Origin of the sequence: Streptomyces sp. NPDC006544, from assembly GCF_040611715.1 — a bacterium.
GTDB lineage: Bacteria > Actinomycetota > Actinomycetes > Streptomycetales > Streptomycetaceae > Streptomyces.
In genome coordinates, this window is sequence record NZ_JBEXOV010000084.1 from 1 (window position 1) to 16,409 (window position 16,409).

Below are 16,409 nucleotides of genomic sequence, written 5' to 3' on the forward strand. Positions count from 1 at the left end.
ACCTTCTTGCCCCGGGTGGGTCCCCCCCCCCCCGGCGGGGGGGGGCCCCGCCGCGCCCCCCCGGGCCGGGCCCCCCCCCCCGCCCGTACATCCGCACCCGCGCCCACGGCGCGAACGCCCTTGCCCGGCGGCCCCTGCCACCGGCACCGCGTTTCGACTACGGCGTCGCTGCCGACGGCACGAGGCGACGGGCCCCCGCGGCCGGGGTGACCGAGAGGATCCGCGGGGCCCGGTAGCCGGCGGCCTCGAAGGCGGCCGTGACGGCGCCGCCCACCGCGCTTTCCGTCCCGGCCCGCACCAGGGCGATGACGGAGCCTCCGAAGCCGCCCCCCGTCATCCGCGCACCGAGCGCCCCGGCGCCCTGGGCGGCCGCCGCGGCGAGGTCGGTCTCCGGGCAGGAGACGCGGTAGTCGTCGCGCAGCGAGGCGTGGCCCTCGTCGAGGATCGGTCCGAGCGCCGCGGCGTTCCCCTCCCGCAGCCGGGACACCGCCTCGGCGACGCGGGCGTTCTCGGTCACCACGTGACGGACCAGGGGGACGAGTTCCGCGGGCAGCGCGCGCACGGCTCCGGGGAGTTCCTCGGTGCGCAGGTCGCGCAGGGCGGGCAGGCCGAGCAGCGCCGCCGCCCGTTCGCAGCCCGCGCGCAGGGCGGCGTACGCGCCGTCTCCGAGGTCGTGGCTGACCCCGGTGTCGATCACCAGCAGCCGCAGCCCCTGGCCCCGCAGGTCGAAGGGCACCTGCTGGTGGTGCTCCGGGGTGCGGGCGTCGAGGTGGAGGGCCGCCTCGGCGGTGCAGCAGACGGAGGCCATCTGGTCCATGATTCCGCAGGGGACGCCGGCGAAGCCGTTCTCCGCGCGCTGGGCGATGCGGGCCAGTTCGGGTCCGGACAGCTCCAGCCCGTACAGCTCGTCGTACGCGACGGCGACAGCGCATTCCAGAGCGGCGGAGGAGGAGAGTCCGGCGCCGGTGGGCACCGTGCTGTCGAAGTGGAGGTCCGCGCCCCCGACCGGGTGTCCCGCCTCGGCGAGGGCCCAGACCACGCCGGCCGGATAGGCGGCCCAGCCCGCCACGGCGCCGGGGGCGAGCCCGGACACCGCGAGGTCGGTGATCCGGCCGTCGCCCTGTGCGCTGTGCAGGCGCAGCAGCCCGTCGGTGCGGCCGCGCGCGGCCAGCAGCGTGGACTGCGGGAGGGCGATCGGGAGGGCGAACCCGTCGTTGTAATCGGTGTGTTCGCCGATCAGGTTGACGCGGCCCGGCGCGGCCCAGACACCGTCCGGGTCGCCGCCGAAGAGCCGCCGGAAGGAGTCCGCGACCAGGCCCGCCCGGTCGGCGTCCCCGGGGGCGTCGCCGTCGCCGCCGACGTCGTGCCGGTGATCGGTCCGGTGCATCACAAGGCCTCCCGAAGTCGTCGCGCGGCCGCCTCGGGGGCCACGTCGTTGATGAAGGCCTCCGTACCGGATTCGGCACCGGCGAGGAACTTGAGCTTGTCGGCGGTCCGGCGGACGGTGAACAGCTCGAGGTGCAGGGCCAGTTCGGCGCCGCCGGTGCGGGGAGCCTGGTGCCAGGCGGAGATGTACGGGGTGGGAGCCTGCCCCTCGGGCCGCCCCGGTACGGGGAACAGCCGGTCGAACCGGCGCAGCAGGTCCAGGTAGATGCCGGGGAACTCGGCCCGCTCGGCCTCGTCGAGGTGGGTCAGGTCGGCGACGCGGCGGTGCGGGTAGAGGTGCACCTCGTACGGCCAGCGGGCGGCGTACGGCACGAAGGCGGTCCAGTGTTCCCCTGCCGTCACCACCCGCTCGGCGGCGGCTCGGGCGCCGGCCAGCAGGTCCTCGAAGAGGTTGCGTCCGGTGGTGGCGCGGTGGGCGGCCGCGGCGGCCGTCATCTTGGCGGTGCGCGGGGTGACGAAGGGGAAGGCGTAGATCTGGCCGTGCGGGTGGGCGAGCGTCACCCCGATCTCGGCGCCCCGGTTCTCGAAGCAGTACACCTGCTCGACGCCCGGGAGGGCCGAGAGCTCCGCCGTGCGGTCGGTCCACGCGTCCAGGACCAGGCGGGCCGCGTCCGGGGTGAGGTCGGCGAAGGCGGCCTCGTGATCCGGGGTGAAGCAGACGACCTCGCAGCGTCCCGCGTCGCCCGCGAGGGAGGGGAACCGGTTCTCGAAGACGGCCACCTCGTAGTCCGCGGCGGGGATCTCGCCGAGCCGGCCGTCCCGGGAGGGGCAGAGCGGGCATTCGCCGGCGGGCGGGTGGTAGGTGCGGGCCTGCCGGTGGGAGGCGATCGTGATCCAGTCGCCGGTCGCCTCGTCCCGCCGCAGTTCCGGACGGCTGTCCACCCGGTCCAGCGGGCGCAGATCGGGCGCGTCGCGTTCGGCGCTCTCGTCGCGGTCGAAGTAGATGAGGTCGCGGCCGTCCGCGAGTTTCATGATGATCTTCTTCACTCATCAAGAGTAAACAAATTCAAACACCATCCACCAGAGCCGCGGGCGGGTATTTCCTCAGACTCCAACAAGATCGCCGTGCTATCTTGCGACCTTCTGACCGGATTCGCAGATCCCCCCGGGAGTGACCCGTGGCCGAGCAGGCTGCCCACCTGGCCCACCAGCGACGCGCGCTCATCCTCGACGCGGTCCGTCGCGACGGCTCCGTACGGGTGGCGGACCTGGTCGGTCAGCTCGGCGTCTCGGACATGACGGTCCGCCGGGACCTCGACGCCCTCGCCCGGCGCGGCGTCGTGGAGAAGGTCTACGGCGGGGCCGTGGCCACCTCCGGCGCCAGCGCGCACGAGCCGGGCTTCGACGCCAAGTTCGATCTGGGCGCGGCCGCCAAGGCCGCCATCGCGGCGGCGGCCGCCACCCTCGTGGAACCGGGCAGCGTGGTCGCGATCTCCGGGGGAACCACCGCGCACGCGGTCGCCGCCCGCCTGCTGGGCGTCCCGCGGCTCACGATCGTCACCAACTCCCTGCCGGTGGCGGATCTCGTACGGGCCGCCGGGCGCGAGGGCGCGGGCCCGGCCCCCACCCTGCTGCTCACCGGCGGTTCCCCCACCCCCTCCGCCGCGCTGGTCGGCCCGCTCGCGGAGCTGGTGATCGGCTCCCTCCACGTGGACCTGCTCGTCCTCGGCGCGCACGGGGTGACGGAAGCGGCCGGGCTGACCACCCCCAACCTCACGGAGGCCCAGACCAACCGGGCCCTGGTCGCCTCGGCCCGGCGGATCGCCGTCGTGGCCGACCACAGCAAGTGGGGAGTGGTCGGGCTCAGCGGCTTCGCGGCGCTGGACCAGGCCGACTGGTTCGTGACGGACCCGGGCATGCCCGCCCCGGCCCGCGCGGTCCTCACCGAGACGGTCGGCGAGCTCCTCGTCGCGGGCGAGGAAATCTGAGGGCCACGGCCGGGGCGGGGGTGCGGATCAGGCGCCGGGTTCCTCGGGAGCCGGCCCGGTGGTGGCCCGGATGACCAGCTCGGGGTCGAACAACAGCTCCCCCGTCGGTACGTCCCGGTTGCTGACCAGCGCCAGGACGCTGCGGGCCACCTCCAGCGCCAGCCGGTCGGCCGGCTGGCGCACCGTGGTCAGCGGCGGATCCGTGAACTCGGTGATGGCCGAACCGTCGTAGCCCACGACCGAGACGTCCCCGGGCACCGAGCGCCCCTGACGGCGGACGCCCCGGATCACACCGAGGGCCATGTAGTCGCTGGCCGCGACGATCGCGGTGGCGCCCAGGGCCAGCAGCGGGCCGACGGCGGCCTGGCCGCCCTCGACCGTGTAGGACTGCCGCACCACCCAGCGCGCCGGGTCCTCGATCCCCCGATGGGCCATGGACTCCAGGAAGCCGCGCACCCGGCGGTCGGCGGGCTGGTTGCCCGCCGGCCCCGAGGCCATCCCGATCCTGCGGTGGCCCAGCCGGTGGAGGTGGTCGACGGCCAGTTCGGCGGCGAGCGCGTCGTCCGTGGAGAAGACCGGGGTGGGCACCCCGTCCGCGAACTCGCCGTTGATCCCGACGTACGGAACCCGTCGCTGGCGCAGCAGTTCGTACGTCTCGGTGTCGGAGCCCTCGACGGTGTTGGACGCGGACAGGAAGACGACGGCCGCGACGCCCTTGTCGACGAGCGCGGAGATGAAGTCCCGCTCCTGCACTCCGCCCGGGAAGGCGGGGCACAGGACCGTCTTCAGTCCGTGCGGGGCGAGCGCCGACTCGATGCGTTCGGCCACGTCCGCGAAGAACGGGTTGGACACGAACTCGGTGATCACCGCGACCAGTTGGCCCTGCGTCTGGCGTTCGTAGCCGAGCTCGGCCATGGCCTGCTCGACCGCGTCCCGGGTCTTCTTCGACACGCCCTGACGCCGGTTGATCACCCTGCTCACGGTCGCCTCGCTGACCTGGGCGCGGGCTGCGACCTCGGTGATCCCGACCTTCATCGCGGTCCTTCCGTGATCGTGAGTGATGCCAGACCGCCGCGCGGCACCGCCAACGAGCGTGCTCCCTCCGGCAGGAACGCGGGCGGACCGTTCATGATACGGCCGTCGGGCCCGTGGACCACGCCCCGGACGTGGACGCCGCCGCCCCGCACCTCGACCATCACCCGGTCCTGGTCCGAGCCGTTGACCAGGTGGAAGTGCCGGTGGGCGGAGAAGTCCAGCGGGACGACCCGGTCGCCGTGCACGCTGATCAGGCAGTCTTCGCCGGCGCTCGCCCGCACGAGCGGGTACAGCTCGTCGGGCCGGCCCGGTTCCACCTCCCCCTCCAGCAGCAGCTCGCGGTGGAGGCTCCACTGGCGCAGCCAGAAACCGACCGCCTCCCGGTGGGCCTGCGGTACCCGGTCCAGCCGCACGGAGATCTGCGGCACCGCGTGCAGGGCCCCGATCAGCTGCCGGGCCACCGCGGCCACGGGCGCGTCGGGCGACCACAGGAGCATGTCGGAGTGGACGGCGCCGCCGACGGCGAGCAGTGCGGTGTCCAGGGTGCGGACCCGGTTCGCGGTCGCGTCCGCCGGGCAGTCGAAGGACCGCAGCATGTTGCCGAACGGGGCCATGCCGGGGCCCGTGTAGGGCTGGCGCAGTTCCAGGAGCAGGTCGGGGCGTACCGCTTCGAGGGCCGCGCGCAGGTCCGTCAGCAGGGCCACCATGGCCGCTCCGATGTCGCCCGCGCCGTCGTGCGCGTACGCCATGGCCTGGTCGAGGAAGTCGAGCTTCAGTCCGTCGAGGCCGTACTCCCGGACCAGCCGGACGCAGAAGCCGACGACGTGGGCGCGCACCTCGGGCAGGCGCGGGTCGAGCACGTGCGCGCCGGGCACGGAGGAGGGCGCGGGAGCGCAGTGGGCCCACTGGTCGTGGCAGGCGGCCCCGGGGCCGAGCAGCAGGGGGGCCACCCAGGCCAGGTAGCGCAGCCCGTGGGCCTGGACCCGGGCCACGTGCCCGGCGAAGTCGGGGAACTTGTCCAGGTCGGGCCGCCAGTCCCCGCAGCCCGCGTAGCCGCGCCCGTGGCCGAACTCCTGCCAGCCGTCGTCCAGGATCAGGGCGCCGCAGCCGAGGCCCGCGGCCAGCTCGGCCTGGGTCTCGACGGCGGCGGCGCTCACGTCCTGGTTGAAGGCGTACCAGGTGGAGTAGACGGGGGTACGGGCCCCCTCGGGCACCGGCATGGGGGCGATCGTCGCGCCGAACCGGGCGCGCAGGATCCGCATGGCCGCGGCCACGGAGGGCGAGCGGGGGACGAGCAGGATGCGGTGGGGCTGCCGCGAGGCGGGCAGGTGGAGGTGGACGACGTGGGTGTCGTTCTCCTCGGACACGCCGAAGCGCAGGGTCGCCTCCGGGACCGGGTCGGCCGCTGCGAAGGTCAGGAGGGTGGCGCCGGTGTGGTCGTACAGGCAGCCGGCGGCGTGCCCGTCGACCAGCGAGACCCGGGAGCGGCCCTCCCAGTCCGCGAGGAGGGTGCGCTGCCAGGCGCCCTTGGGGTGCCAGTATCCGGCGGCGTCGCCGAGGGGTACGGAGAAGCGGATCTCGACGGGGGCGCCGTCGGCCCTCACCTCCAGCACGCGCAGTCCGTCGGCGGGCCGGCCGAGGGACCAGGCGGGCCTCACCCCGTCGGCATGGGCGAGGACGGCGATCGAGACCCCGTCGAGCAGCGGCTCCTCGGGGGCGGGCGCCAGCCCCGCGGTGGTCACGGCCTCGGTGTCGTCCGCGGGGGCGGTGGTGGTCTGCACGGTTACTCCTTCACGGCGCCGGCGAGGAGGCCGGACACGAACTGGCGCTGTAGCGCCAGGAATACGATGGCCATCGGGATCGCGGCGGCCGCGGTGCCGGCGAGGATCGCGCCGTAGTCGGTGTCGTCGAGGCCCTGGAGGGAGGCCAGGGCCACCGGGATGGTCAGAGAGGCGCTGTCGCGCAGGACGATCAGCGGCCAGATGAAGTCGTTCCACTGGTAGAGGAACAGGAAGATCGTCAGGGCGGCCAGCGCGGGCCTCATGGGAGGGAGCACCACCTTCCAGAACAGCCGCAGTTCACCGCAGCCGTCGATGCGTCCCGCGTCGAGGAGCTCGTCGGGCAGCGATGCCATCGCCTGGCGCATCAGAAAGATTCCGAAGGGCAGCGCCAGGTTGGGCATGATCACGGCCTGGTAGGTGTTCAGCCACTGCAGTTCGGCCATCATCTGGAAGAGCGGTACGAGAGTGACTTGGGCGGGGATCACGAGCCCGAGCATGAGCAGCCCGAACAGCGGTTCGCGGCCGCGGAAGCGGTACTTGGCGAAGCCGTATCCGGCCAGCGTGCAGACGGCGCCCGCGCACAGGGTGTAGACGACCGCGATGAGCAGGGAGTTGAGGAGCACCTGCCCGAAATGCGCCGTCTCCTGGAGTGTCCGGAGGTTGGCCCCCAGGTGGCCGCCGGGCAGGAGCGGCGGCGGATTGTTGAAGATCTCGCTGGAGCTGTGGGTGGCCCCGACCATGACCCAGTAGAAGGGGAGCACGACGGCGGCGAGGACGATGGCGAGTCCGGAGGTCAGCAGGATGCTCCTGCCGCGGTGGCGGGCGGTCACGTCTTCTCCCCCAGGAGGCGGAACTGGATGAAGCCGAGGATCCCGATGAGGACGGCCAGGGCGTAGGCGATGGCGGAGGCGTATCCGAAGTCGAAGTACTTGAAGGCGTTCTGGTAGAGGTACACGCCGATGGTCAGGGTGGCGTTGTCCGGACCTCCGCCGGTGAGCACGTACGGCTCGTCGAAGATCTGCAGGGTGCCGATGGTGGAGAGCACCGTGGTGAGCAGCAGCGCGGGGCGCAGTCCCGGCAGGGTGACGTGCCGGAAGGACGTCCAGGCGCCGGCCCCGTCCACGGCCGCCGCGTCGTACAGCTCGGCGGGCACGGACTGCAGGCGGGCGAGCAGGATCACCGCGTTGTATCCGGTGTAGTGCCAGGTCAGTGCGACACCGAGGGAGACCTTCGCCCACAGGGGGTCGGTGAGCCAGGGCACGGGGTCCAGGCCGACGAGCTCCATCAGCCAGTTGACCAGACCGAAGTCCTTGTTGAGCAGGACGGAGAAGATGACCCCGTAGGCGACCAGGCCGGTGACCATCGGCAGGAAGAAGCCCAGCCGGAAGACCGCGCGGGCGCGCAGCATCCGGGAGTTCAGGGCTACGGCGAGCCCGGTGGCCAGGGCGAGCATGACCGGCACCTGGACGACGAGGATGACCGCGGTGTTCTTCAGGGCGGTCCAGAACAGCGGATCGCCCATGAGCCGGGTGTAGTTGTCGGCGCCGACGAACTGCTCGGTCCCGCCCACGGTCTTGTGGAGGCTGATCGCGAAGGACCGGCCGATGGGATAGATCTTGAAGGCGGAGAACAGCAGCAGTGCGGGCAGCACGAAGAGGTAGGGGGCGACGCGCCGGCGCCGCCTGGGCCGCGGGGCCGCCGCCCCCGCGGAGGGGGCGGCCGGCGTCGTGCGGGCGGTAGCCGTCGCGGTCATCGGGAGACCTTGCGTCCGGTCTGCTGGCCGAGCTGGTCGGCGGCTTCCTTGAGGACCTTCGCCGGGTCGGCGCCGCCCAGCAGCACCTTGGTCTGGGCGTCGGTGACCAGCTTCAGGGCGCGGGCGTAGTCGGCGGTGTAGTTGAAGGCGGGCGAGGGGGCCTTCAGGGCCTCCAGGAAGACCTCGCTGCTCTTCTGGCCGCTGAAGAACGGCGAGGGCTGGTGGAAGCCCGAGTCTTCGTAGGCCGCCATGAGCGCGGGGGCGATGCCCTTGGCCTTGAAGATCTGCACCTGGGAGGCCGGGCGGGTGAGGACGAACTCGATGAAGGACCACGCGGCGGCCTGGTGCTTGCTGCTGCCCGCGACGGCGAGGTGCGTGGAGTTGACCGTGGCCGAGGTGGCCCCGCCCCGGCGTACGGCCGGCGGGAGCCGGACCTTCCACTTCCCGGCCTGATCGGGGACCTGCTCCTCGACGGTGCCGCCGAACCAGGTCGGCATGGGCATGACGGCCGTGGTCCCCTGCTTCAGCGAGCTCATCAGGGTGTTCCAGCCGCCGGAGAGGTCACTGACCAGACCCGCGTCGTTCATCGTCTTGATGAGGGTCAGGGCCTTGACGGACTCCGGGGTGTCGAGCGTGATGTCCCCGGCGAGGTTGAAGTAGAAGGTGCCCTGGAGCTGCAGGAGCATCTGGAAGAAGTTCGCGGCGTCGGCCTGCGAGGCGGGCTTGTCGATGCCGAGCAGGTAGGCGCCGGTCTTCGCCTTGATCTCCTTGCCCGCCTCGATGGTCTCCTCCCAGGTCTGGAGGGCGCCGGCGTCGACCCCGGCCTGCTCGAAGAAGTCGGCGCGGTAGTAGAAGCCCGCCGAGTTCGCCTCCCAGGGAAGGGCGTTGACCCGCTTGCCGTCGGGAGAAACGGTCTGCCACAGGCCTGGTGCGAAGGCGTCCCGGTGGGCGTTCGCACCCAGCGGGCCGAGGTCCGCGAGGCCGCCGGGGAACTTCTCCACGTAGCCCGGCAGGTAGTCGACGCCGATGTGCAGGACGTCCGCGAGGCCCTGGCCGCCGGCCGCCATACCGGTGGTGATCTTGTCCCAGATGGCCGGGTTGCCGATGTCCTCGATCGTCACCTCGATCTCGGGGTACTTCTTGTTGAACTCCGGGACGAGGGCCTTCATCGCGGCGGCCGGCCCCTGCCAGGACCAGACCGCGATCTTGCCCTTGTCCTTCGCCCCGCTGGTTCCGCTCTGGCCGGTGTCACCGCTGCCCGAACAGGCGGTCAGGCCGGTGAGCCCGGCCCCCGCGGCGAGGGCGCCGCCCATCTGCAGCACTCTTCTGCGTTCCAGTTCCATACCTGACCCACCCCTGCTCATACGTTGCGGAACCCGACTGGCCAGGACTGTAGCCAGGCCGTCCATCCACTTGCAAGAGTGAGATGAAAACTTTCAGCTAGATACGGCATGCGATTCTGACGAGACCATTGCAAATCTTCAAAGCGGGTTGCTAGCGTGCCGCCCGCCCTGCTCGCGCAGACGGCCGCCCCCCTCGCACGGCCCCACCACCCCCAACCAAGGAGAACCCGATGCCGCGTTCCCGTGTGTCACTCCTGTCCGCCCTCGCCCTGCTCGTGCCGCTCACCCCGCTCGTCCTCGGCGGCCAGGCCTCGGCCGCGGCGGCGCCGGACACGGCCGCGGGGCAGGCCGCGCTCGCGGCACCCGCCGCGCCCGCACCGCTCACCGTCATCAATCCCGGCTTCGAACAGAGCCGTACGGGCTGGCAGTTCACCTCCGGCACCGGTGTCGCCACGAACTACCCGCACGGTGCGGCCCGGCTCGCCTACCTCGACGGCGGGCCCGGCATGAAGGTGTCCCAGACCGTCAGGGCCACGGGCCGGGGCGCCTACGACATATCCGCCTGGATCGCGACGGGCGGGCCGAACGGCCGCTACGTCGCCCGCGTCAACGGCGCGGTCGCCGCCGCCCAGACCTTGCCGAGCGCCTCCAACTACCGCCGCTACACCCTCAGCCGGATCGCGCTCGCCCCCGGCGACACGCTGGAGATCGCCTTCGAGTCGGGGGACGGCTGGGTCAACGCCGACGACGTGATGCTCTCCCCCGCCTCCCCCGCGGACCCCCGGGTCAGCTCCTCCGATCCTAAGATCGTCGAAATGTTCGACTGGTCGAAGCGCAAGGCCAACAGCTGGGTCCAGCTGCCCGGCACCCGGGGCCCGCTCAACGTGGACGAGGGCCACACCGCCGGCAGTGGCGCCGGCACCTACGCCGCCTCCTACTGGGCCGGCTACGCGAACCGCAGCGGCTACTACTCGCGCGACATGGCCCACCAGCTGGCCGGCGCCGGGGTCCTCGGCCTGCACGCGGAGAACAAGGCGATGCTCCGCTCCTTCGCCGCGTCCGCCACCGCCGCGCACAAGTACTACCCGGCATGGGCGTTCAACTTCGACGCGTCGACCTACCTCTCGATCGACTACAAGAGCCCCACGAACTTCGTCCGCGAGGTGCCCGCGACCTTCGAGCTGGTGCAGAAGTCCGAGGAGGCGTACCGCTGGAGCGGGGACCGCTCCTACATCGACGACCCGGCCCTGTGGGACTTCTACCGGCACTCCACCGACGAGTTCGTCACCCTGCACGACGGACTCAAGGACAACGGCGCGGTCAAGGTGGCCGAGGGCACCGGCAAGGGCATCTTCCAGGGCACCGCCAGCTACAACGAGCAGAGCGGCGAACCCCTCGCCGAGGCCGGCGACGCGATCGGCTCCCAGTACCAGGCGTACCTGGCGATGGCCTCGCTCGCCCGCTCCAAGGGGGACCGCACCCTCGCCGACCGCTACGAGGCCAAGGCCCGCGACCTGAAGACGTACTTCAACTCCACCTGGAGCGGCACCGGTTCAGGAGCCGGCATGGTGCGCGGCTACACCACGGACGGGCGCGCCCTGACCGGCTGGGGCAAGGAGAACAGCTGGTTCATGCCGATGAAGCAGATCGTCGAACCCGGCGCCCGCCGGGAGGCGTACCTGGACTACATCGACCAGCAGGCCTCGGGTCCGGGCCGCCCCACCAACATCGAGGCCCTCACGTACCTGCCGGACACGTTCTTCCGCAACGACCGCAACGACACCGCCTGGAAGTGGATGAAGGACGTCTACGACCACAAGGACATCCAGCACGTGAACACCAAGCAGGGCACCAACGGGGACTACCCCGAGGTGTCCTTCACCCTCCTCGGGCAGACCGTCGAGGGCCTGATGGGCGTCGTCCCCGACGCGCCGGCGCACACCCTGTCGACCCAGTCGCGGCTGCCCTCGGGGATGGACTGGCTGCGGATCGACGACCTGCGGGTCGGTGACTCGGCCTTCTCCCTGCGCCACGACGGCGCGGCCAAGTCCTCGCTCACCCACAGCTCGGGCAGCGCCCCGTACACCTGGGAGGCGCGCTTCCCCGGCACGTACGCCACCGTCACGGTCGACGGGGTGGCCGCACCGGCCCGCACCAAGGTGGTCGACGGGGTGACGTACACCTACGTGACGCCGGTCGTGGCCCCGGGCAGCACGGTCACGGTCCAGGCCGGCTGAGACCCGGGCCGCCCCGGCGGGCGTGACCGGCGCGCGTCAGCGTGCCGACGGACGCCCCACGGCCATGGCGTGCGTGCGCAACCGGGACCCGCCCGTACCGTCGAGGCCCAGCGGGCGGCTGCCCGCCGCCAGCAGCCGCACTCCCGCCGACCCCTCGAGGAGGCTCCGGAGCCGGATCCGCGCCTCGGGGCAGAGGTGCTCGCTGCCGTCGACGACGAGCAGCATGTCCTGGCCCGCGAAGCGCGCGATCGGGTCCCCGGTCCCGCACGGCGGGAAGGGCGTCCCCCCGAGGGATCCGAAGGCGGACCACGCGCCGGGGCCGTGCGGCCGCCCGAGCTCCACGACCGCGACTCCGTCGACGAAGTTGGAGGCCAGCCGCGCGGCGGCCGCGCGGACGAGGCGGCCGCCGACCTCGCGCGGCCCCGTCACCTCGACGATCCGGCCCCGCCGGACGGCGACGAGCAGCCGGGCCAGCTCCTGGACTTCCTGTGGCGCCCGCCCCGGAGGAGCGTTCGGTCGCAGGCGTCCGTGCATCGTGCTTCCCCCAGGTGGCTGTGTGACGGAGACAGCACGAAGGGTCGGTTCGCACCACCGTGGGAGTGATTATGCGACACGTTGGATCAAGGTGCGGACCACGCCGGGGTGACCTCGAAGGCCCGGGCACAGGGACCGCACCGGCGGGGCGATCCGCCGTCCGTCAGTGGCCGCCGCCGTGGTCAGGGGGGTGAGAGGCGTGGGAGGAGCCCGATTGCAGGGTTCCGCCGAGCTGGTCGCGGAGGGGGGTCAGGGCTTCGGGTGAGGGAGCGGTGAGGACCCACAGGTCGCCGACGAGGTAGGTCCCCCCGTACGGGAGGGATTCGGCCAGCCAGGCCCGGCGGCCCTCGTCGGCGGCGAAGGTGGCCATCCGGTAGGACTGCCCCGCCACCTCGCAGCCGCCCTCCCGCACCTCCTCCGCGTCGACCGTGACCTCGGCGGTGCAGCCGAGGGCCACCTCGATGCGCTCCAGCGTCGCGGGGGCGCTGCGGGCGGCGGCCGCCGGGGAGGGCGGTTGCCGCTCCGCGCCGCCGCAGGCGCCGCAGAGCAGGGAGAGGAGCAGCACGGCGGTGCAGGGCACCACGTGCTGGGCGCCGATGCGGGACTGGTCCGCGAGCATGTCCGCCGCCCCCTCAGGAGGCCGCCGGGATCTTCTTGCCCGCGCCGTCGACGGCGAACCAGAGGCCCTGCTTCCCGTGCCCGTTTGTCTGGCCCGGGGCGGTGTCGCCGGTGAAGAGGTAGACCGGCCAGCAGTCGATCGTCAATTGCTGCGAGCCGTCGGGGCGTTTCACGGATCCGACCAGATCGGCGGGAATTCCGGAGACTTTTTCCTTCTCCACCGGAGCGGCCGGTTTCCACGTGTTCAGACACGCGTCGAGGCAGCCGAATTTCATCGGCCATGCACTGTCCTTGTCGAATCGGTAGAGCGTGCGCCCCTCGGAATCGACCAGGACCTTCCCCAGCTTCGCGTCCGCCGCGAGGGAGAGGGCGTCCCCCTTCCCGCCGGCCGCGCCGTGGCCCGCCATACCGCTGCCCGACATGCCACTGCCCGCCGTACCGCCGGCGGCCTTGCCGTCCGCCGCCTTCTTTCCGTCCGGCGCCACCGCGTGCCAGGTGCCGCCGACACCCTCGCCCTTCGCCTCGCCCGCCGTGGTGTCCTTCGCGTACCGGTACACGGGCCAGCCGCCGATCGTCAGCTGGCGGGTGCCGTCGGACCGTTCGACCTCGCCGAGCGCCCCCGCGTCGATGCCGGCGGAGGCCTTCGCGTCGTCCGCCGGAACCGCGGGCCAGGTCGTGGCACACGACCCGTCGCAGGTGGACTTGGGCGGCTGGGCCGTGTCCTTGTCGAAGCGGTAGAGAGCCGAGCCGGCGGAGTCCGTGACCACGCTGCCGACGTTCGCGATGTCCCGGACGGCCAGCTCGCCGGCCGGGCCCGAGCCCGAGCCGGGGGCGGCGGAGGCGCCCGCGCCGTAACCGTCCCCTGCGGCGGAACCGTAGACGTCCGTGTAACCGTCGCCGATCGCCTTGTCCGCCGCGGCCGGCCGCACGGATCCCACCGAACGGCCCGTGTCCGCGCCGCTCCCGCATCCCGCCGTCAGCAGAAGTACCGCCATCGCCGATCCCGCCGCGGTGGCCACATGAAGCCTGCTGCCCATGGTCTCTCCTTCGGTTTCCGTCCGGCGTGTTTTCCTACGGATATTCATAGGCCCCGCCGGGCCCACCGAATTCAAAATCCCGGGAATTTGTCAGATCGCGCCAAAGCATGAACTCCACGGGGCCGCAGCCGTTCACCGCCCGCTCATTCCTGAATGCGCAGGGCGAGCGCCGGGCAGCGGCGGACCGCACGGAGCGCCTTCGGCCGCAGCCGCCCCGGGACCGGCATGACGCCCTGCGAGGGGTAGCCGTCGGCGCCCAGCCGGACCACGTCGGGCAGCAGGTCGACGCACAGCCCGTGCCCCTTGCACAACGTCCAGTCCACGACGAGCCGTTCGGGGTTCTCGTCCGCGGGCAGCGGCAGCGCCCCCAGGACGCGCCGTCCGCAGCCGCTCCCGAGGGCGTGGTCGCGGAACTCCTCGGGGAAGACCGCGAGCGCGGAGGCCACGAAGGAGGACGTGCCGTCCGGATGGGAGCACGCGCCACGGCCGAGCACCCCCCGCATCCGTGCCTGCACCGCGTCGAGGGCCGCCCCGCCCCCGCCGGCCACGAGCTGCTCCACGGCATCGGCGAGCGAGGGCAGACCCCGGACGCAGGGACCGCACTGGCCCGCCGATTCGTCTGCCATCCAGCGGGCGACCCGGGCCACTTCGCCGGCCGGGCAGGTGTCCTCGGGCAGCGGCAGCACCGCGCCCGCGCCCAGTACCGCGTCGTACGCCGCCAGCGACTGCCGGGACAGGACGGCCTCGCGGGCCGCCGCCGGGGCCAGCCAGCGTCCGTGGAAGCCGCCGACCAGCACGCCCTGTCCGGGAACCGTGCCGCACAGGTCCAGCACGTACGCCAGCGAGGTCCCGAGCGGTACCTCGACGACCGTGGATCCGGCGACCGTGAGCAGGGTGGTGCCGGGCTCCGCGGGCAGGCCCGCCGTGCGGTACTCCGGGGCGCCGAGGCGCGCGGCGACGGCGAGCTGCGCGTACGTCTCGGCGTTCGACAGCAGGGTGGGCAGCCCTCCCAGTCCCCGCTCGCTGGTGCGCACCTTCTGCCCGGAGGGCAGGGCCGGACCGCCGTCCAGCCCCCTCACGAGGGAGGTCCCCTCGCCCGTGACGAAACGTTCGGGGAGCCTGACGACGCGGACGCGGCGCCCGGCCGGTCCCCGTTCGGCGACGGCCTCCCCCAGGGACCGCTCCACGTCCTCCCGGGTGACGCCGACGACCACGTCCTCGGCTCCGAGCGCCGCCGCGGCCAGCAGGGCGCCGTCGAGCACCAGGTGCGGTACGTGCAGCAGCAGGGCGGCGTCCTTCAGACAACTGGGTTCGCCCTCGGACGCGTTGACGACGACGGCGCTGCGCCCGTCGCGCCCGCGCGCGGAGCGGGCGACGGCCCGGAGCTTGCGGGCGAACGGAAATCCGGCTCCCCCGCGGCCCCGCAGCCCGATGTCCTCCGCGAGCTGCACCAGAGCGTCGGGCGCGTACGCGGGCAGGACGCCGTGGACGCCCAGATGGCCGGTCCGGTCGAGCCGCGGGGCGGCGTCGAGTCCGGCCAGCAGACGCGGCTGCCCGACACAGCCGAGCACGGGGCGCGTGACGCCGCTCATCGCCGCCCCCGCACACCGTCGAGCGGTTCGAACGGCCGGTCCACGGGCAGGTCCACGGACAGATCGGCCGCCAGGTCGGCGGGCCGGAACACCTCGGGGACGGACTGCCGGGTCAGGCGCGCGGTCAGCAGCTCCGCGGCCCATTCCGCGGGCTTGCGCACGAACGACGCCGGGTGACGCGGCGGGGCCTGCCTCGGCACCCGGGGCGCGGAGGCGGCGCCGGCCGGCGGGCGCGCGGGCCCCGCGCGACGCTCCGTACGCAGCCTCGCGCGCAGGCGGACGGCCAGCAGCGCCGCGACGGCGACCAGACACAGGGCGTACGCGGCCGTCACCCACCCGCTCGCCGCCCGGCCGGACTTGAGCCCGTGGACGAGGGACGCGCCCCAGGCCGGGTACGCGCCCATGTGCAGGGCCCGCCACCACAGCGAGCGGCCCCGCGTGGCGAAGGCGCTGCGTACGGCTCCGGAGACGGCCACCGCGACGAACAGGTATCCGGCGAGGGTGCCGAGCCCGATGAGCAGCGGCCGGTCCCCGTCCGCGAACGGCAGGACCGCCGCGGCGCCGTCGGCCTGGGACCGTGCGACCTTGACCCACACGTGCAGGCCGAGGAAGCCGAGCCCGGCGACGGCGAGGCCGCGGTGCACGCCCTGGGCGGCGAGGCGGTGCGCGGACGCGAGGAGGGTGCGGTCGGTGGCCGCCAGGCCCCACAGGACGGCGCCGGTGAGCGAGACGAGCGAGAGCACGCCCGCGCCGTAGTCGAGGAAGTCCCACAGGCGGGTCAGGACGCCGGCGCGGACCGACACGACCAGCGCGGACAGGGCCGCCAGGAGCGCGGCGCCCAGGGCGGCGGGATGGGAGCCCCCGGCCGCGGACAGCAGGGGAGGCCGCCGGAACGCCCTGCGTCCGGTGGCCGGGGCGTCCGTCGCGCCGGTGTGGCGTCTGGCCCGGCGGGCCCGGTGCGAGCGGGGCGTTCGAGTCTGGGGCAAGGGCATGTGGTCTCCCAAACGGCCGGGCCCGAGCACTTCCGCCTCGCGCTCGGCGCCCGGGGGTAGACGTCGCAACCGCTCCGCGGCGGGCGAGAGATGGGCGCCTCGCCCACCGGACC

The 16,409-nt window shown here is 73.2% G+C and carries 14 protein-coding genes; 2 read left to right on the forward strand and 12 right to left on the reverse strand.

Annotated features, from left to right (window positions below; genetic code table 11):
* Positions 1-157: 157 nt before the first annotated feature.
* Positions 158-1,387: a galactokinase gene (gene galK / locus ABZY44_RS29305; protein WP_356658998.1), complete on the reverse strand. Its 1,230-nt coding sequence runs from the start codon at positions 1,385-1,387 to the stop codon at positions 158-160.
* Positions 1,387-2,433, reverse strand: a complete 1,047-nt coding sequence (gene galT / locus ABZY44_RS29310) for a galactose-1-phosphate uridylyltransferase (RefSeq protein WP_356659000.1) — start codon at positions 2,431-2,433, stop codon at positions 1,387-1,389. Before galT ends, galK begins: the two co-directional genes overlap by 1 nt.
* A gap of 131 nt (positions 2,434-2,564) precedes the next feature.
* Here galT and ABZY44_RS29315 point away from each other — a divergent pair, with 131 nt between their 5' ends.
* Positions 2,565-3,374, forward strand: a complete 810-nt coding sequence (locus tag ABZY44_RS29315; protein ID WP_356659002.1) for a DeoR/GlpR family DNA-binding transcription regulator — start codon at positions 2,565-2,567, stop codon at positions 3,372-3,374.
* Positions 3,375-3,401: 27 nt separating this feature from the next.
* On the opposite strand, the gene ABZY44_RS29320 is transcribed toward ABZY44_RS29315, so the two are convergent.
* The 5 genes from ABZY44_RS29320 to ABZY44_RS29340 are packed head-to-tail and all read right to left on the reverse strand — an operon-like array spanning position 3,402 to position 9,286.
* Positions 3,402-4,409, reverse strand: coding sequence for a LacI family DNA-binding transcriptional regulator (locus ABZY44_RS29320; RefSeq protein ID WP_356659004.1), 1,008 nt, complete (start codon positions 4,407-4,409; stop codon positions 3,402-3,404).
* Positions 4,406-6,190, reverse strand: a complete 1,785-nt coding sequence (locus tag ABZY44_RS29325; protein ID WP_356659006.1) for a glycoside hydrolase family 36 protein — start codon at positions 6,188-6,190, stop codon at positions 4,406-4,408. The genes ABZY44_RS29320 and ABZY44_RS29325 overlap by 4 nt, the downstream gene beginning before the upstream one ends.
* A gap of 2 nt (positions 6,191-6,192) precedes the next feature.
* Positions 6,193-7,020 carry a carbohydrate ABC transporter permease gene (locus ABZY44_RS29330; protein WP_356659008.1) on the reverse strand — a complete coding sequence of 276 codons (828 nt, stop codon included), beginning with the start codon at positions 7,018-7,020 and terminating at the stop codon, positions 6,193-6,195.
* Positions 7,017-7,943 (reverse strand): sugar ABC transporter permease, encoded by a 927-nt coding sequence (locus ABZY44_RS29335; protein WP_356659010.1) that lies wholly within the window; start codon positions 7,941-7,943, stop codon positions 7,017-7,019. Before ABZY44_RS29335 ends, ABZY44_RS29330 begins: the two co-directional genes overlap by 4 nt.
* The gene (locus ABZY44_RS29340) at positions 7,940-9,286 is read right to left on the reverse strand and encodes a sugar ABC transporter substrate-binding protein (RefSeq protein ID WP_356659012.1); all 1,347 of its coding nucleotides are present in this window, start codon (positions 9,284-9,286) and stop codon (positions 7,940-7,942) included. Before ABZY44_RS29340 ends, ABZY44_RS29335 begins: the two co-directional genes overlap by 4 nt.
* 230 nt (positions 9,287-9,516) lie before the next feature.
* Between ABZY44_RS29340 and ABZY44_RS29345 the strand changes: the two genes are divergently transcribed.
* Positions 9,517-11,523, forward strand: a complete 2,007-nt coding sequence (locus tag ABZY44_RS29345) for a hypothetical protein (protein ID WP_356659014.1) — start codon at positions 9,517-9,519, stop codon at positions 11,521-11,523.
* A gap of 36 nt (positions 11,524-11,559) precedes the next feature.
* Here the strand turns inward: ABZY44_RS29345 and ABZY44_RS29350 are convergent, their stop codons facing one another.
* From ABZY44_RS29350 to ABZY44_RS29370, 5 genes are all read right to left on the reverse strand, one after another.
* Positions 11,560-12,057, reverse strand: coding sequence for a hypothetical protein (locus tag ABZY44_RS29350; RefSeq protein ID WP_356659016.1), 498 nt, complete (start codon positions 12,055-12,057; stop codon positions 11,560-11,562).
* A 163-nt stretch (positions 12,058-12,220) separates the two neighbouring features.
* Positions 12,221-12,676: a hypothetical protein gene (locus ABZY44_RS29355; protein ID WP_356659018.1), complete on the reverse strand. Its 456-nt coding sequence runs from the start codon at positions 12,674-12,676 to the stop codon at positions 12,221-12,223.
* A gap of 13 nt (positions 12,677-12,689) precedes the next feature.
* The gene (locus tag ABZY44_RS29360; protein WP_356659020.1) at positions 12,690-13,712 is read right to left on the reverse strand and encodes an SCO0930 family lipoprotein; all 1,023 of its coding nucleotides are present in this window, start codon (positions 13,710-13,712) and stop codon (positions 12,690-12,692) included.
* Between the two features lie 143 nt (positions 13,713-13,855).
* Positions 13,856-15,304 carry an NADH-ubiquinone oxidoreductase-F iron-sulfur binding region domain-containing protein gene (locus ABZY44_RS29365; RefSeq protein WP_356659022.1) on the reverse strand — a complete coding sequence of 483 codons (1,449 nt, stop codon included), beginning with the start codon at positions 15,302-15,304 and terminating at the stop codon, positions 13,856-13,858.
* Positions 15,301-16,296 carry a hypothetical protein gene (locus ABZY44_RS29370; RefSeq protein ID WP_356659024.1) on the reverse strand — a complete coding sequence of 332 codons (996 nt, stop codon included), beginning with the start codon at positions 16,294-16,296 and terminating at the stop codon, positions 15,301-15,303. The genes ABZY44_RS29365 and ABZY44_RS29370 overlap by 4 nt, the downstream gene beginning before the upstream one ends.
* Positions 16,297-16,409 lie beyond the last annotated feature (113 nt).

Bases quoted from the DNA above. Each gene is read 5' to 3' on its own strand.
- ABZY44_RS29355 (WP_356659018.1), bottom strand. From the start codon at position 12,676: ATGCTCGCGGACCAGTCCCGCATCGGCGCCCAGCACGTGGTGCCCTGC.
- ABZY44_RS29360 (WP_356659020.1), bottom strand. From the start codon at position 13,712: ATGGGCAGCAGGCTTCATGTGGCCACCGCGGCGGGATCGGCGATGGCG.
- ABZY44_RS29350 (WP_356659016.1), bottom strand. From the start codon at position 12,057: ATGCACGGACGCCTGCGACCGAACGCTCCTCCGGGGCGGGCGCCACAG.
- ABZY44_RS29345 (WP_356659014.1), top strand. From the start codon at position 9,517: ATGCCGCGTTCCCGTGTGTCACTCCTGTCCGCCCTCGCCCTGCTCGTG.
- ABZY44_RS29335 (WP_356659010.1), bottom strand. From the start codon at position 7,943: ATGACCGCGACGGCTACCGCCCGCACGACGCCGGCCGCCCCCTCCGCG.
- ABZY44_RS29365 (WP_356659022.1), bottom strand. From the start codon at position 15,304: ATGAGCGGCGTCACGCGCCCCGTGCTCGGCTGTGTCGGGCAGCCGCGT.
- ABZY44_RS29320 (WP_356659004.1), bottom strand. From the start codon at position 4,409: ATGAAGGTCGGGATCACCGAGGTCGCAGCCCGCGCCCAGGTCAGCGAG.
- ABZY44_RS29340 (WP_356659012.1), bottom strand. From the start codon at position 9,286: ATGGAACTGGAACGCAGAAGAGTGCTGCAGATGGGCGGCGCCCTCGCC.
- ABZY44_RS29370 (WP_356659024.1), bottom strand. From the start codon at position 16,296: ATGCCCTTGCCCCAGACTCGAACGCCCCGCTCGCACCGGGCCCGCCGG.
- galK (WP_356658998.1), bottom strand. From the start codon at position 1,387: ATGCACCGGACCGATCACCGGCACGACGTCGGCGGCGACGGCGACGCC.